Source organism: Lactivibrio alcoholicus (assembly GCF_055390895.1).
The window spans coordinates 2,471,889-2,487,590 of the sequence record NZ_AP042471.1; the positions used below are offsets into that span (position 1 = coordinate 2,471,889).

Below are 15,702 nucleotides of genomic sequence, written 5' to 3' on the forward strand. Positions count from 1 at the left end.
TTCACCGTCTGGAAAATTGGCAGGTCATTCGCCTGATGGCGTCGATGTCTCTTTCGGCTGGAGAGGAAGCTCCAGCGTCGGAAGCCGTCTCTCTCCCGAGCAGGCGGGAGTGTCGCCGGTCCTGATCGCTCCCGCGCGCAGGTAAAAAGCCTCCGCGTTCGGATCGGAGACGATGAACAGCGTCCGCATCCCGAGCCGGAGCGCCTCGTTGCGAACGCGTCCGAACATTGCTCGTCCGACGCCCCGGCCCCTGGTTTCGGGGTTGACCCAGAAATGATCGAGTTCGATGACGTCGGGGCGGTCCGTCGGGATCAGCGAGAAAAAACCGAGAATGCGACGATCGTCCTCAGCGACGAAAACCGTGTTCTCGCGGATGTAGCCCGGCGTGACGGTCAACGGACCGCAGTCATCATCCAGCTCGTTCTCCGGATACCCCCACGACCGTTTCGACGCATAGGCGAAATCCGTCAGTTCCCGAGCCTCACAGGGGCAGGCCCGGCGGATGCTGAAGCCTGTGCCTTCCAGAGCGTCGTCCAACGTACTCATGAACCGCCCTCCCGCTCGCTTTCTTCGTGGTCGTATCCGTGAAGTCGGACACAAGAGAGTATAGCATGAAGGAAAAAGCGATATTCCTGAAGAAATCGGGAACACTCCGGTCATATGGGAGACACATCGGGAGTGGTTTCGGTGCCGGTCCCAAGCGGGCTGTTTTAGGAATTATTGTTTTTCATGAAAAAAACAATAATGATATCGGAATCTGGTATGATTCGCCCTGTGGCACGCCGTCATCATTCCCGAAAGAGGTGCTTTGTATGTTTGATGTTCTTCTGAAACACTGTCGGATTGTGGACGGAACCGGGGCGCCGTGGTTCCGTGCGGATGTCGGGATCTCTGGAGACAGGATCGCGGTCGTCCGGAGAGAATTGACCGGCGACGCGTCGGTTACCCTGGACATCGGGGATCGGATCCTCTGCCCGGGATTCATTGACATGCACACGCATTCGGACCTTCGCGTCTTCACGCAGCCCGGAGAGGACGCGAAGATCATGCAGGGCATCACGACCGGGCTTGTCGGACAGGACGGACTCTCCGTCGCCCCCCTGTCGCCCGGAGCTCGCCCGATGATGCGGACGCGCCTTCTCGGGCTCGACGGTCGCTACGACGCCGAATGGGAGTGGAGCGGAAGCATGGGAGCGTATCTCGACGCGATCGATCGCGTTCGTCCGGCCGCGAACACCGCGGCGCTCGTCGCGCACGGAGCTGTCAGGGCGTCCGTGGTTGGCTGGGACGACCGTCCGGCGACGGAGGATGAAATCAGGAGAATGACGGAACTTGTCGGTGCGGCGATGGCGGAGGGAGCGTTCGGTTTTTCGACGGGGCTCGTCTACCCGCCATGTCTGTTCGCCGAGGAACGCGAGTTCGTCGCCCTTGCGGCGGAGACCGCACGACACGGCGGATTTTTCGTCGTCCATATGAGAAACGAGGCCGACCACATCGTACAGTCGCTTCGGGAAGTTATCGGGATCTGTACGAAGGCCGGATGTCCGCTGCATGTCTCTCACCTCAAGATCGCAGGCAAGAGGAATCATGGACGGGCCGGCGAGATTCTCGACGTCATCGACGCCGCCCGCGCGGGGGGACTTGACGTGACGTTCGACCAGTATCCCTACACGGCGGGAAGCACGATGCTCGACGCGCTGATTCCGCCCCCATTCCACGCGGAGGGACAGATTCGGATGCTGGAACTCATCAAGGATCCGAGCGTTCGGGGCAAGATCCGGGATATCCAGAAGGGAAAGACGGATCTTCTCTGGGAGAACTGGGTGGATTCCTGTGGCTGGGATGGCGTCCTCATCAATGCGGTCCGGTCCGATGCGAACCGCTGGACCGAAGGGAAAATGCTTGCCGAGATCGCTGCGACGTCCGGCAAGGATCCTGTGGACGCTCTCTGCGACTTGCTTGTCGAGGAAGAGGGAAACGCGACGATGACACTCTTCTACGGCTGCGAGGATGACGTCCGGACGATCCTCTCCCACGAAGCCATGACATTCTGTTCCGACAGTATCGTCGGAGGGAAGCCGCATCCGAGGACGTACGGATCGACTGCGAAGATTCTCGGGCAGTACGTGCGACGAGAAGGGATTCTCTCCTTGCCGCAGGCGATCCGGAGAATGACTTCCGCGCCCGCGGCCCGGCTTGGACTTCAGCGGAGAGGGGTGATCCGCGAGGGAGCGATTGCGGATCTCGTCGCCTTTTCGCCGGATGATGTCCTCGAAACCGGCACATATCGGGACCCGGTCAGTTATCCGAACGGGTTCTTTGCCGTGATGACATCCGGAGAAATCGTGATGCGCGACGGCAGTCTTACCGGCAGACGACCGGGAAGGGCGCTGCGCAGAAACGACACGACGAGGTAGAAGCCGGAGAGCTATGGCGGTGGCGCGAAGGAGCGAAGCTCCTTCGCGCCACCGTATTCTCTTCGGGGAAGCGCCACATTTCAGCAGTACCCGGTGGAGTTGACAAGAGTACGGAAGAGTTATAAAATTAAACGCAATTAGGCGCTATAAAGACGCAAGAGACTGCAATCCACGAACACCGGGGGAATTCCATATGATCTTAGGTGTTATCGGTCCTTCGTTGATTGTCGAGAAGTTCCAGATTGTTTCCAGGGATCTTCCACAGCTTACGATCCGTCCCATGCTCTACGAGACGATGCTGGACGCGCCCAGCATCGCCGCGGGGAACCAGTCCGACGTCGATGCCCTCTATTTCAGCGGTGTTCTCCCGTATTTCATGGCAGCGAGCGTCGTCCAGCCTGTCGTTCCGTGGTTCTATCTCGAACGTCCCACGAGCGGCCTGTCGTTCGCATTCCTCGAAGCCAGGGCTTTCATCGGTGACGATGTACGCTTCAGCATCGACACGTTCAGCGACCTCGACATCAACGACTCGATGCTCGATTGCCACTTCCCGATTGGCGCCATTTATACGTATCCTCTCAAGCCGTCCGAGCGGTATCACGACGAGCTCGTGGAGTTCCATCTCTCCCACTTTCGCGCCGGACGGACGACGTTCTGCGTCACGTGCGCCTATGTCGCGTACAGGCGCCTTCAGGAAATGAGCGTTCCCGTGTTTTTCGTCTCCCCGTCGGTCAGTTCGGTTCGCGAGGCGCTGACGGCGTCGCTCCGGGCATTCGGCGTCTCGGACAAGGATCATCTCAAGCTCGTCGTCGGACTCTTCCTGCCGGAAAAGCTCCCCGTTCAGCTCAATCAATACGAGCAGGCCATGCGGTCCATACACCGCACGATATCCGCGTACGCCAAAAAGAAGGGAATCCTGCTCTTTCAGCGGAGCGCGTCGATATTCCAGAGCGTCCAGACGTACAGCCAGTTTCTCATGGAAACGAATAGCTTCGGCAGGGTTCCGGTCATCGACGAAATTCTCGAGTCGACGCCCGATATTCGGCTCCGGATCGGGTACGGGATCGCGTCGAACATCACGACGGCGGAACGGTACGCCGAAAAAGCGCTCGACATGGGGTTCCGCAAGGACGGGAACGAATGCCATCTCTTCGACGGAGAGAGCGGCTGGAGCGTCGGGGAACGGAGACCCTCCTATATTCTCGCGGCTCCGGACCCCGATTTCCAGGAGATTTCCGGGAAGCTCGGCATCACGCCGGCAACGCTCTCGCGGTACCTGAAGGCGTTCGACCTGCTCGATGCGCCGTTCAGCGCCGCCGATTTCTCGCATGTCCTCGGTCTCCAGGCGAAAAGCGCGCGAAAGATCCTGGCACGGTTTCGAACCGCGGGGCTGATTGTGATCGAGAGTTCCCGGGCATCTCTCCGGAAGGGAAGACCCGAGATTCTCTACAGGCGCGTCGTGGACGCGTCCGGTGCCCGGAGCGGGCGCGACTGAACGGAAAGGAGGTGGCCGCGGGAAGGATAATGCGTCTCCGGACGGAAGTCGGAGTGTCTGTGGCTGTTCGAAAATGCTGAAGGAGGGAATCGAATGCGACGCATGAACGGAAAGACGACTGCTTTGATCCTTGCAATGGCGCTTCTCGGATGCCTTCTGGTTGCCGGCGTGGCGGCCGCCGCCCCGGAGTACAAATGGAAATTCGGTGTTCCCTGGCCTCGTCCGACACAGAACGAGTATCACAAGATGTTCTGCGACCTCGTCGGAAAATACTCCAACGGACGGATAGAAATGAAGTACTACCCGAACGGACAGCTCGGAACGCACGACGAGCACTTCCATGCCGTTCAGGAGGGGAGCATCCAGGTTTCGGTCTTTGCTCCGTATGTGAACCTCATCCCCGGAGGAATGCTCAACTGGATGCCCTGGACCATAGAGAACTGGGACGAGGCGAAGGTGGCGTTCGAAGCCGGCAAGGGCATTCTGTGGAAGGTCATGGAGGACGCGTACAACGAAGTGGGCATGCACATGCTGTACCAGACATCCTTCGGCGCCTACGGACTTGGGAACAACGCGCGTCCGCTGAAGTCCCCCGAAGATCTCAAGAACCTGAAGATGCGCGTATCCGCCTCGCTCGGACTTGTCCGTGCGCTTGAGAACATGGGCAAGGGGACTGGAATGACACTCCAGACCATCCCCTGGGGCGACGTGTACGACGCGCTTTCCAAGGGCGTCGTTGACGGGATGTGGTCCATGTGGCCGTCACTCATCGAAGAACGACATGCCGAAGTGTTGAAGCACTATTCGGATCTTAACTTCTGCTGGGATACAAACAATGTCGTCGTCAACAAAGAGATCTGGGACAAGCTCCCGCAGGATCTGAAAGATGCGGTGAACAAGGCGGCGCTTGAAGTCGAGTCGACTCTCTACGCAAAGCAGCAGGAACTCGAAAAAGAATACAAGAAAAAGCTTTCCGAGATTAAGAGTTTCCAGATGGTCGAGCTGACCCCCGAGCAGCGGGACGTCTTCCGGCAGAAATCAAACACTCCTGCGATCTGGGACGAACTCTGCAAGCCGTGGCTCGAGAAGAAGTATCCGGGCCAGGACATGACCCAGAAGATCCAGGACGAACTGAAGAAGATCCACGAGCAGGTTTCCGCCAAAAAGTAACCAGGGATGTTCCGGACGGAGGGGGCCGTATATCGCCTTTTCCGTCCGGAGTTCGTGCACCGGAGAGGGGAGGTATCGTATTGAACAGATTCGGAGATGTCATCCGAAGTTTCTACAGGGCGCTTTGCATTTTTGAGAACGTCATCTGCGGCGCGGGGCTTTTCATTACGACGTTCATGACGTTCTTTCAGGTTCTGAACCGCTACTGGCTCCATTACGAAATCATCTGGCTGAGCGACCTCGCACTCTACATCTTCATCGCTTTCATGTTTCTCGTCATCCCTCTTACGACCCGCCAGGGAGGACATACGGCCGTCGACGTGTTCGTCGAGTCCGTCTTCGCTGGGCGGCCGCGCGGCCGCGTCGCGTACACCGCGTTTCTGAAGATGGTCTCGATCGGCACGGTCGCGGTCTTCCTGATTCCGACGTGGGCCTTCGCTCTCCGCGCGGCGAAATACCCGCAGTTCGCGACGCTCGTGCGTTGGTTCAACACGAGCTGGCTCATGGAGATGCTCTTCGTCTCCCTGGTGCTCTGCCTCCTCCATCTCCTGCACGGCCTTGCATGCGATATCGCGACGCTCGTCGCGATGCGCGGCGCCGGGGAAGGGAAGTGACCGTCATGTCCTTCGGGGTTTTCGTCACGCTTGCGGTATTTCTCGTCGGCATTTTCTTCGGCCTTCCCCTGGGATGGGGATTTCTCACGAGCACGGCGGCGGGACTTTTCGCCCTCGACGATGCCCTGTCCTTCATGTCGGGAACGTTCTATCACTCCCTCGATAGCTACGTCCTGATGGGAATCGGCTTTTTCATCTTCGCCGGAAGTCTCATCTCCGACGCGGGGCTCGCGGACCGGATCGTCCGGTTTTCCTACGCGGTCGTCGGACGGGTCAAGGGAGGGATGATTGTGGTCGGCCTCGTCGCGACGCTCATCATGAGCGCCCTGACGGGATCGTCGCTGCCCTGCATCTCCGCGCTGATCCCCCTCCTCGTCCCGCGACTCGAGAAGTACGGCTACAAGAGAGTCTATACCACCGCGGTTCTGTGTTCGGCGAGTTTTCTCGGGTATCTGATTCCGCCGAGCGTCCCCGCGATGATCTACTGCCTCGTCGCCCAGCAGTCCATTGCGGCGGTCTTCCTCGCGACGGTCTTCCCGGGCTTGTTGCTCGCGCTGGGGTATGGCATCCTGAACTACTTCATCTGCGACAGGTACATGGATCCGACGGTTGCGATCCCGCCGCTCGCCACGGAAGGCCGGGCGCGGATCAGGGAACTCGGAGAGGCGACGTGGAGCGCGTTGCCGGCTCTCGGAGCGCCGATCGTCATTCTGGTCGGCATCTACGGCGGTGTGTTCACGCCGAACGAGGCGGGGGCTGTCGTCGTCGTCTATTGTCTCATCGTGGGTTTCTTCGTCTATCGCGAACTCAACGCGAAGAGCCTCTGGAGCGCGACGCGGAGTACGATGATCAGCCTCGGAATGATCGGGCTGCTGATCGCCGGCGGGACGGTCTTCACGCGGCTGCTGATCCGCGAGGGCGCCGCGCAGGCGCTCGCGGAGGGTATCCTCGGGCTCTTCCAGAACAAGGTGCTGATCCTGTTGTCGCTCAACGTCTTCCTGCTGATCCTCGGGATGTTCATCGACGGAATTCCGATCCTGATCCTTGCCGTCCCCATGGTCCTGCCGCTCATCGCGAAACTCGACATGAATCTCGTCCACCTGGGATCGATGATTATCGTGAACGTCGGGCTCGGCGTCGTCACGCCGCCCTATGCCGTGTCCATATTCGTGGGATCGCGGCTTTCCGGCGTGTCTTACGGGGAACTCGTCAAGCCGATGCTTCTCTTCCTGTGCCTTGTCGGAATCCCCGTCCTTCTGCTGACGACGTACGTTCCAGCCCTTTCCTGCTGGCTCCCGACCCTTCTGCTCGGCAAGCAGGTTGTCGGTCCATGGTGACCGGCGAGACAATCCGGAGGTGACCGCAGTTTGAAATCGTTCGATCTGATCGTACGCAACGGGCGCATCTGTGACGGAGCCGGAAATCCCTCGTTCCACGGCGACGTCGGTATCGTCGGCGATCGCATCGCGAAGATCGGGAGACTCGACGGGGAAAACGCGAAGGAAACGATCGACGCCGCGGGCAGGGTGGTGGCGCCCGGATTCATCGATATGCACAATCACGTCGACCACGCGATTCTCGCGTTTCCGGACGCCGAGAGCTACATCATGCAGGGGGTCACGACATCGGTCGTCGGGAACTGCGGTCTCTCGATGGCGCCGGTGTCCGACGCGCACAGGGACGACGTTCGCAAGTATCTCAAGCCGTTCCTCGACAAGAAGAGCGAGTACTCCTGGGACTGGTCGATGCTTCCTGAATTCTTCGACTGCGTCGAACGTTCGGGCACGATCCTGAACATCGCGCCGCTCGTCGGCCAGGGGACGCTCCGGATCGCGGTCAAGGGGTTCGATCCTGAACCTGCGACGCCGGATGAGATGGCGCGGATGAAAACGCTGCTCCGTGACGAACTCGAGCACGGGGCGTTCGGAATGTCGTCCGGTCTGATCTATCCACCCGGAAGCTATACGTCGTGTCGCGAGATGACTGAGCTCGCGGAGGTCCTCGCGCCGTTCGGAGCCGTCTATACGACGCATATCCGCAACGAGGGCGACCACCTCATCGAATCCGTGGACGAGGCCATAGCGGTCGGCGAGGCGAACCGGATCCCGGTGGAAATCTCCCATCACAAGGCGGCGAGTCGCGGAAACTGGGGAAAGGTGAACGCGACGCTCCGGATCATGGAGCAGGCGAGGGAGCGCGGCGTCGACGTCTCGTGCGACGTGTATCCGTATCCCGCGGCGATGACGACGATTACGGCGCTCCTTCCGTCGCAGGCGCTCGAAGGCGGTATCGGAGCGATGCTCGCACGTCTCGCGGACCCGGCGCAGCGCGCTGAATTCGCGGCGGCGATCGGCGAAGGGACGATGAAAGAGGAAAACTGGATCCGCGGTATCGGCTGGAAGAATATCGTGATCGCGGAATGCCGCACCGAACCACGGTATGACGGCATGTCGCTCGAACAGATCATCGCGGGACGCAAGCCCGACGATCCGTTCGATTCGTTCTTCGACTGGCTCCTCGATGTGAAGGCGGAGGCGACGATGGTTCTCTTCGGAATGGACGAGGAAGATGTTCGCACGGTGATCGCGCACCCGCTCTCCGCCGTGATTTCCGATTCGTGGGTGACGGCGCCGCGCGCGGGGGGACGTCCGCATCCGAGGGGATACGGTTCGTTCCCGCGCCTGCTCGGGAAGTACGTCCGGGACGAACGCCTCCTTTCGCTCGAGGACGCAATCAGAAAAATCACGTCGATGCCGGCCTCGAAAATCGGTATCCGGGGCAGAGGCCAGTTGCAGGAAGGGTTCTTCGCGGATGTCGTGGTGTTCGATCCGGCGACGATCAGGGACATGGCGACTTTCACGAATCCGCACCAGTATCCCGAGGGAATCGACCATGTCATCGTGAACGGAAGGGTCGTCGTGACGCGGAATACACTTCTCGGCGCGCGCCCGGGGAAGGTACTGCGGAGGGCCTGAGCGCCGCTCCGCTGGCGATTCGGGAGGAGGACTGAAACGATGACGTTGCGACCGACGTGGATGGAAGTACGACTGGACAATATCAGAGCGAACTACAGGGCCATCATGAAGCATATCCGTCCGGACGGATGGAGCGGGAAAGACCCCCGCGTCTTCGGGGTCATCAAGGCGAACGCGTACAATCTCGGAGCCGTTCCCGTCGCGTGGGCGCTGAAACAGGAAGGCGCGGACTACTTTATCGTCGCGACGGCCGACGAGGCGATAGAGTTGCGCGAAGGAGGCATCACGGACGCAGTTCTCGTGCTCGGCGCGTCGCCGTACGATGCGGCGGGCGAATATGTGCGGCACGGAATCCGGGCTTCGATCACCGACATGGAGATGGCCCGCGTCCTTTCGGCCGCCGCGGTGAAACAGGGGAAAAAGGCGCTCGTCCACATCAAGATCGATACGGGAATGGGACGCATCGGGTTCTTGCCGGACAACGCGGCGTCGACGGTCTCGGAGATCGCGGCATTGCCCGGGATCGTCTGCGAAGGAATCTTTACGCACTTCGCGACGTCCGACGGCGCCGACCTGACGTATACGAACGAACAGCACCGGCTGTTTCTCGAAGCTCTCGCCGCGATCGAGAGAAAAGGGATCGCTATCCCGATCCGGCACTGCTGCAATTCCGGCGGAACGCTTTACAGGCCCGAGTGGGCCATGAGCGGCGTCCGTCCGGGGCAGCTCGTCGCCGGAATGTACCCGACGGACGACGTTCCGCGCTCGGTACCGATCCTTCCGGGATTCTCCTTCAGGACGACCATTTCGGCGCTCCGGACGGTTCCGGCCGGCAAGGGCGTCAGCTATGGCCTGACCTACACGACGCATTCGGACGAGAAACTCGCCGTCCTGCCGGTCGGCTATGCCGACGGTTTCGCGCGCGCCCTCTCGAACAGGGCCGATGTTCTCGTGCATGGGAAGCGGTGCCCCGTCGTCGGGAGAATCTGTATGGATCAGTGCATGGTGAACGTATCGGCGATTCCTGACGCGGCGGTCGGCGACGAGGTCGTCCTGATCGGTCGCCAGGGCGTCGAGGAGATCACGATCTACGAATACGCTAAGAAGCTCGACACGATCGTGGCCACGATCGGCGCGATGATAGGTCCGCGCGTCCCGCGGCGCTACGTCGACGGGACGGCGCCGGAAGCCCGCTGATGAATTTCTCCGCGCGGGCGTCGCAGCTCGCGGGGTGGATGACGGAGGTCCGGCGCGATCTTCACCGGCATCCCGAACTGAGCTTCCGCGAGGAACGTACGGGAGCCAAGATTGCCACGTTCCTCGACGAATGGGGGTATTCCGTCCGGCGCGTCGGCGGAACGGGGGTTCGGGGCGTTCTCGACGGTGTCCCCGGTTCGCCGACGGTCGCGATCCGCGCGGACATCGACGCGCTCCCCGTGCAGGAAAATACAGGGCTCGATTTCGCGTCGACGTCCCCGGGGCTGATGCACGCGTGCGGGCACGACATCCATACCGCCTGCGCTCTCGGAGCCGCGCGGATGCTCGCCGAGGCGCGCAGGGATGGGACGGTACCTGGCGGCGTCGTGATGCTCTTCCAGCCCGCGGAGGAAATCAACAGGGGAGCGGAGGCGATCCTGCGCGACGGCGCTCTCTCGGACCCGACTGTCGGTATGATCTTCGGTCTGCACAATCATCCGGCGTATCCCGCCGGAACGATCGTCGTGAAGGAAGGGCCGCTGATGGCCGCCGTGGACACGCTGAAAATCCGCATCCTCGGCGTCGGGTCGCACGGCGCGATTCCTCATCGCTCCGCCGACCCGGTCGTCGCGGCGGCGTCGGTCGTCATGAACCTGCAGACGATCGTGAGCCGGAACGTCGATCCCCAGGACGCGGCCGTCATCTCGTTCGGAACGGTCCACGGCGGCGCGGCGAACAACGTGATCCCCGAGGATGTCGAAATGACCGGCACCGTTCGGTCGTTCCGCCCGGAGGTCAGGAATGCGCTTCACGAGCGGATCCGGCGCGTCGCCGAATCCGTTGCCTCGGGACTCGGATGCTGCGCGGAGGTCGAGATCCGGCGCGACCTTCCGGCGGTGACGAACGACGTCCGCTCGTATGCCTGTTGCGTCCGTGCGGCTGAGGCCATCGTCGGAAGAGAGCTGATCGTCCAGGCGACGCCGTCGATGGGCGGCGAAGATTTCGCGCTCTTCCAGCAGGTCGTCCCGGGATGCATGTTCTGGCTTGGCGTCGGCAACGAGGCGATCGGCGCCGTTCATCCGTGGCATAGCCCGAGGTTCGTCGCGGACGAAAGCGCCATCCCGGTCGGGGCGGCGGTACTGGCTCAGGCCGCGCTCGCTGCGATGGACGTCTGATCGGGAGCGTGGCGCGTGAACTGATACATCGCAAATAAGGGCAGCCGCCGGCTCGAAGCCGGCGGCTGCCCTCTTTCCGCGGAGAACCGGTTTTACTGCGCGATGAGCTCGGGATCGTCGATGACGGCGTAGTGATGGAAGTTCCCGTCCTTGACGATCTGGACCTGAAGCGGTTTCACGACTTCGCGTTCGGGGGTGAAGCCCTTGATGACGCCCGTCATTCCGTCGAAGTTCTTCGTGGTGGCGATCGCGTCGCGGATCTTCTTCGGTTCGAGACTTCCGGCCGTTTTGATGCCGTTGATGATGATCAGAAACGCGTCGTATCCGGAAGCTCCCGTCATGCACGTGTCGATTCCGTAGCGCTCCTTGTACTTCTTGAGGTACTCCTGGACGAACGGGCGCTTGTCGTCGCGGTCGAGGTTCGTGACGATGATGAACCCGTCGGCGGCCTTCCCGGCGATGTTGAAGAGGATCGGGGAGTCCGCTCCCTCCTCGCCGACGATCTTCGCGGTGATTCCCATCTCCCGGGCCTGCTTGAGCAGCGGGCCCATCTGGAAGAAGTAGCCGCTCGCGATGATGACGTCCGGGTTTTCGGCCTTGATCTTCGTGAGGTAGGCGGTGTAGTCCTTCTCGGCGAACGGATAGACGGCCTCGTGGACGATCTTCGTGTCCGGAGCGTACTTCTCGACGTACTTCCTGGCGCCTTCGGAGAGCGTACGGCCGAAATCGTTATCGGCGTGGATGAGGGCGAGCTTCTTCGAACCGAGCATTTTCACGGCGACGTGGGCGCACCCGCGTCCCTCGACGGTTCCGAGGAAGCCGTTCCGGAAACAGTAATCCCCGGCCTTCGTGATGTCAGGATGCAGCGCGTACGCCGCGACGAGCGGAACTTCCGCCTCCTGGAAGATCGGGGCGACCGCCCGCGTCGGGAAGCTGTAGGATCCCGCGACGAAGCCGACGATCTTGTCCTGTTCGATGAGCTTGTGCGCGAGAGCCACGGCGTCCTTCGGCTCGGCCCTGTCGTCGTACGTGATGAGTTCGATCTTCTTGCCCAGAACGCCGCCTTCGGCGTTGATCTTTTCCACGGCCATTTCGACGGAGTTCTTGACGTTGAGGCCGTCGTCGGCCGCCTTGCCCGTCAGCGGGGCGAGAAGACCGATTCTTATGGTTCCCTCCGCTCCGGCTGCGGAAACGAAAAGCGCCGACAGACACAGGACGACGAAAGTGGTACGAAACACCTTTCCGATTGCCATGGTGCACACCTCCTCCAATGATCGCCGCTCCTCTCCGGGAAGCGGTCGTGATGCCGTGACGAATGAAACTAGATGCCGAGATAGGCCTCGCGGACCCCTTCGTCGCGGACGAGCGACTCGGCGGTTCCCTCGAGCGCGATGCGCCCCGCCTCCAGAACGTACCCGCGGTTCGATATCCTGAGCGACGCGAGCGCGTTCTGTTCGACGAGAAGGATCGTGATTCCGTGTTCCCGGTTCAGGTCGCGGAGTGCCTCGAAAACGGTTTCGACGAGTTTCGGCATGAGCCCCATCGAAATTTCGTCGACGAGAAGGAGCTTCGGGTCGGAGATCAGCGCCCGGGCGATCGAGAGCTGCTGCTGCTCGCCGCCGGAAAGCGTCCGCGCGGGTTGCGAGGACCGTTCCTCGAGGATGGGAAAGAAGCCGTAGAGCCACGACAGCTTCCGGTCGAGATCGATCGTCCTGCGGAGTCCGTAGGCTCCGACGAGGAGGTTGTCGCGGACGGTCAGGTGCGCGAACACCCTCGCGCGTTCCGGGACGATGCGCATTTTCCGCCTGGCCCGGATGTGCGGCGGAAGCCGCGTGACGTCCGCGCCGTCGAATTCGATGCGTCCGCCCGCGGACGGGACGAGCCCCATGACCGCGTTGAGGATCGACGTCTTTCCGGCGCCGTTCGCGCCGATGATCGACACGAGTTCGCCCTCCTTCACCGAGAAGGAGGCGCCGGAGACCGCCGTGACGCCCGCATAGGCGACCGAGAGATCAGAGACCGACAGCAGCATCCGTGATCCCCCCCTTTCCGAGGTAGGCTTCGATGACGTCGGGGTTCGACGCGACGTCGGCGGGGCTCCCCTCGGCGAGCTTCCTGCCGTGGTCCAGGACGACGACGCGATGCGAGAGCGTCATCGCGACCTTCATGTTGTGTTCGATGAGAAGAATCGAGAGCCCGGACGCCGACAGCGAGAGGATGAGCTTTTCCATGACGCCGATTTCCTCGTGCCGGAGCCCGGAGAACGACTCGTCGAGAAGCAGGAGTTTCGGCTCGAGCGCGAGCGCCCTGGCGATTTCGAGGCGCCGATGGTCTCCGAGCGGAAGTTGCCCCGCCTTCCTGTCGGCGTAGGATGCGAGTCCGACCCTTTCGAGGAGCTCCATCGCGCGTCGCCGCGTCCCCGTCGTGTTCCATGCTCTGAGGATCGCGTGGAGTCCGGAATAGTTCGACCGTCCGAGGGCCGTCATGACGTTTTCGGCGACGGTCATCGTCGCGAACGGTCGAACGATCTGGAACGTCCGGCCGACGCCGAGCTCCGCCATCTCGTGGGGTTCGAAGCCGTCGGTCCTCCTCCCGCCGAAGAGAATCGTTCCCCCGGTGGGCGCATAGACGCCGGAGATCATGTTGAAACATGTCGTCTTTCCCGCGCCGTTCGGGCCGAGGAGTCCGAGGATCTCTCCCGTCATGAGGTCGAACGAGACTCCGTCGACGGCCCGGAGACCGCCGAAATGCTTCGAGAGCTCCCTGACGGAAAGGATCGGGGATGTTGTATCACCTGGCATTCCCGTTTCCCCCCTTCATGCGTGCGAGAATGTTTTTCAGGATGCTCGCCTCGCCGAGAAGTCCGCCGGGCTGGAAGCGGACCATCAGGAGCAGCAACGCGCCGTAAAGCAGCATCCGGTAGTCCGCGAGCGGACGGAAGAGCTCGGGGAGCGCGCCGAGGATGACGGCGCCGAGAAGCGGGCCCCACAGTGTTCCGATGCCTCCGAGGACGATGATCGAGAGCATCATCGTCGAGACGGGGAAGCCGAAGTCGGCGGGAGTGATGAATCCCATCCTGTGGGCGTAGAGCGCTCCTCCGAGACCGGCGATCACGGTCCCGAGCACGAACGCGAGGAGTTTGAAGCGAACGGGGGAAATCCCCATGCTCGACGCGGCCGTCTCGTCCGAAGCGATCGCGCGGCACCCGAGGCCTGCCCAGCTCTTCGTGAACCACCGGCAGAGCAGGATGACGATCGCGAGGCAGGCGAGACAGAGCGCGAAAAGCGATTCCCCCTTGAGACGGGTTCCGAAGAGGACGATCTTTGGGATGCCGCCGAGCCCCATGGCCCCGCCGAAGAAGGGTACGTACAGGAAGACGGCTTCGACGATGAAGTTGATTCCGATCGTCGTGATGGCGAGGAAATCCTCCCTGACGCGCAGGCTCGGAAGGCCGAGGATGACGCCGAGGACGCCGCAGATCAGCAGGACGAGCGGAAGCGCGGCCCAGAAAGAGAGGCCTCCCTTCGTCGCGAGAATTCCCGCCGAGTAGGCGCCGATGCCGAAGAACGCCGCGTGTCCGAGCGAAATCTGTCCCGCGTATCCGACGATGATGTTGAGTCCGTAGGCGACGATCGCCTGGATTGCGATAAAGGTCGAGATCGTGATGAAGTAGGTGCTCATGTGTCGATGCCTCCTCCGGAACGGCGTGTCACGACCTGGTCCCGAAGAGGCCCGTCGGGCGCCACATCAGGACGACGATCATCGCGATAAAGGCCAGTGCGTCCCGGGGGAGCGGAATGGCCGCGAATCCGATCAGCAGCGTTTCTGCGACGCCGAGGAGCAGCGACGCCGCGACCGCGCCCTCGACCGATCCGAGTCCGCCGACGACGATCAGCGCCAGCGACTTGTACGCGGGCATCGCACCCATGTCGGGATGGACCTCGTTGTAGTAGATCCCGACGAGAATCCCCGCGACGGCGGCGATGGCGGAGCCGAGCGCGAATGCAGTGTCGACGGCCAGGGCGCTGTTGATCCCGACGGACGATGCGATCGGAGCGTCCATCGCGGTCGCGCGGAGCGCGAGTCCGGTCTCGGTCTTCGTCGTCAGGAACCAGAGCAGGAAAAAAATCGTTCCCGAGATGACGTACACCCCGACCAGGTTCGGCGAAAAACGGACCCCAGCGAACGAGAGGGCCGGAAAGGGGAGATTCGTGCTGAACGACAGGACATAAGGTCCAGCGACGAGTCGGCATACCTCTTCGACGGCCATGAAGAGCGCGATACTGCTGATCAGGGGAACATAAGGGGGATATTTCATCAGCGGAGCGTAGACGAGCCGTTCGATGGCGATTCCGCAGAGCGCGCAGAACGCCATGGAGACGGCGAAGGCGAGCGCGAGGTTCCCGGTTGCCGCGAACACGCCGTACCCCACGTAGGCGCCGATGGTGTAGACTCCGGCATGCGCTACGTGGAGGACGCCGAGGATGCCGTAGACGAGTGCGAGTCCCAGCGTGATGAGGGCGTATATCGCTCCGATCGCGAGACCGTTGAAAAGCTGTTCGAGAAACAGGTCCATAGAATGTGCACCATCCCTGTCGATCCGTTTCGTGCGTTAGTGTATCACGATGCGAAGTCGGTCGAAAGATTCGTGAAACCGGA

General features: G+C 61.7%; 14 protein-coding genes. 8 read left to right on the forward strand and 6 right to left on the reverse strand.

The genetic code is table 11. The features are described 5' to 3' along the window. Positions 1–24: 24 nt before the first annotated feature. Positions 25–546: a GNAT family N-acetyltransferase gene (locus tag ACZ5IU_RS11320; protein ID WP_464417350.1), complete on the reverse strand. Its 522-nt coding sequence runs from the start codon at positions 544–546 to the stop codon at positions 25–27. A 266-nt stretch (positions 547–812) separates the two neighbouring features. On the opposite strand from ACZ5IU_RS11320, the gene ACZ5IU_RS11325 reads away from it, so the two are divergent. The 8 genes from ACZ5IU_RS11325 (at position 813) to ACZ5IU_RS11360 (ending at position 11,043) form a co-directional block, all read left to right on the forward strand. Continuing rightward, complete coding sequence (locus ACZ5IU_RS11325) at positions 813–2,417, forward strand: N-acyl-D-amino-acid deacylase family protein (RefSeq protein ID WP_464417352.1); 1,605 nt, start codon at positions 813–815, stop codon at positions 2,415–2,417. A gap of 193 nt (positions 2,418–2,610) precedes the next feature. After that, positions 2,611–3,912, forward strand: coding sequence for a hypothetical protein (locus ACZ5IU_RS11330; protein WP_464417354.1), 1,302 nt, complete (start codon positions 2,611–2,613; stop codon positions 3,910–3,912). Positions 3,913–4,005: 93 nt separating this feature from the next. After that, the gene (locus tag ACZ5IU_RS11335; RefSeq protein ID WP_464417356.1) at positions 4,006–5,082 is read left to right on the forward strand and encodes a TRAP transporter substrate-binding protein; all 1,077 of its coding nucleotides are present in this window, start codon (positions 4,006–4,008) and stop codon (positions 5,080–5,082) included. A gap of 80 nt (positions 5,083–5,162) precedes the next feature. Continuing rightward, complete coding sequence (locus ACZ5IU_RS11340) at positions 5,163–5,696, forward strand: TRAP transporter small permease (RefSeq protein ID WP_464417358.1); 534 nt, start codon at positions 5,163–5,165, stop codon at positions 5,694–5,696. Between the two features lie 5 nt (positions 5,697–5,701). Beyond that, positions 5,702–7,033 carry a TRAP transporter large permease gene (locus ACZ5IU_RS11345; protein WP_464417360.1) on the forward strand — a complete coding sequence of 444 codons (1,332 nt, stop codon included), beginning with the start codon at positions 5,702–5,704 and terminating at the stop codon, positions 7,031–7,033. A gap of 30 nt (positions 7,034–7,063) precedes the next feature. After that, positions 7,064–8,671, forward strand: a complete 1,608-nt coding sequence (locus ACZ5IU_RS11350) for an N-acyl-D-amino-acid deacylase family protein (RefSeq protein WP_464417362.1) — start codon at positions 7,064–7,066, stop codon at positions 8,669–8,671. 39 nt (positions 8,672–8,710) lie between these two features. Beyond that, positions 8,711–9,868 (forward strand): alanine racemase, encoded by a 1,158-nt coding sequence (gene alr, locus ACZ5IU_RS11355; RefSeq protein ID WP_464417364.1) that lies wholly within the window; start codon positions 8,711–8,713, stop codon positions 9,866–9,868. Beyond that, the gene (locus ACZ5IU_RS11360) at positions 9,868–11,043 is read left to right on the forward strand and encodes a M20 metallopeptidase family protein (RefSeq protein WP_464417366.1); all 1,176 of its coding nucleotides are present in this window, start codon (positions 9,868–9,870) and stop codon (positions 11,041–11,043) included. The genes alr and ACZ5IU_RS11360 overlap by 1 nt, the downstream gene beginning before the upstream one ends. 92 nt (positions 11,044–11,135) lie before the next feature. Here ACZ5IU_RS11360 and ACZ5IU_RS11365 read toward each other — a convergent pair whose 3' ends face one another. The 5 genes from ACZ5IU_RS11365 to ACZ5IU_RS11385 form a co-directional block, all read right to left on the reverse strand. Then, positions 11,136–12,296 carry an ABC transporter substrate-binding protein gene (locus ACZ5IU_RS11365; RefSeq protein ID WP_464417368.1) on the reverse strand — a complete coding sequence of 387 codons (1,161 nt, stop codon included), beginning with the start codon at positions 12,294–12,296 and terminating at the stop codon, positions 11,136–11,138. A gap of 68 nt (positions 12,297–12,364) precedes the next feature. Further along, positions 12,365–13,075 carry an ABC transporter ATP-binding protein gene (locus ACZ5IU_RS11370; protein ID WP_464417370.1) on the reverse strand — a complete coding sequence of 237 codons (711 nt, stop codon included), beginning with the start codon at positions 13,073–13,075 and terminating at the stop codon, positions 12,365–12,367. Beyond that, on the reverse strand, positions 13,056–13,844 hold the full coding sequence (locus tag ACZ5IU_RS11375) for an ABC transporter ATP-binding protein (protein ID WP_464417372.1): 789 nt from the start codon (positions 13,842–13,844) through the stop codon (positions 13,056–13,058). Before ACZ5IU_RS11375 ends, ACZ5IU_RS11370 begins: the two co-directional genes overlap by 20 nt. Beyond that, positions 13,834–14,724 (reverse strand): branched-chain amino acid ABC transporter permease, encoded by an 891-nt coding sequence (locus ACZ5IU_RS11380; RefSeq protein ID WP_464417374.1) that lies wholly within the window; start codon positions 14,722–14,724, stop codon positions 13,834–13,836. The genes ACZ5IU_RS11375 and ACZ5IU_RS11380 overlap by 11 nt, the downstream gene beginning before the upstream one ends. A 28-nt stretch (positions 14,725–14,752) precedes the next feature. Further along, positions 14,753–15,619 (reverse strand): branched-chain amino acid ABC transporter permease, encoded by an 867-nt coding sequence (locus ACZ5IU_RS11385; RefSeq protein ID WP_464417376.1) that lies wholly within the window; start codon positions 15,617–15,619, stop codon positions 14,753–14,755. Positions 15,620–15,702: the final 83 nt, after the last annotated feature.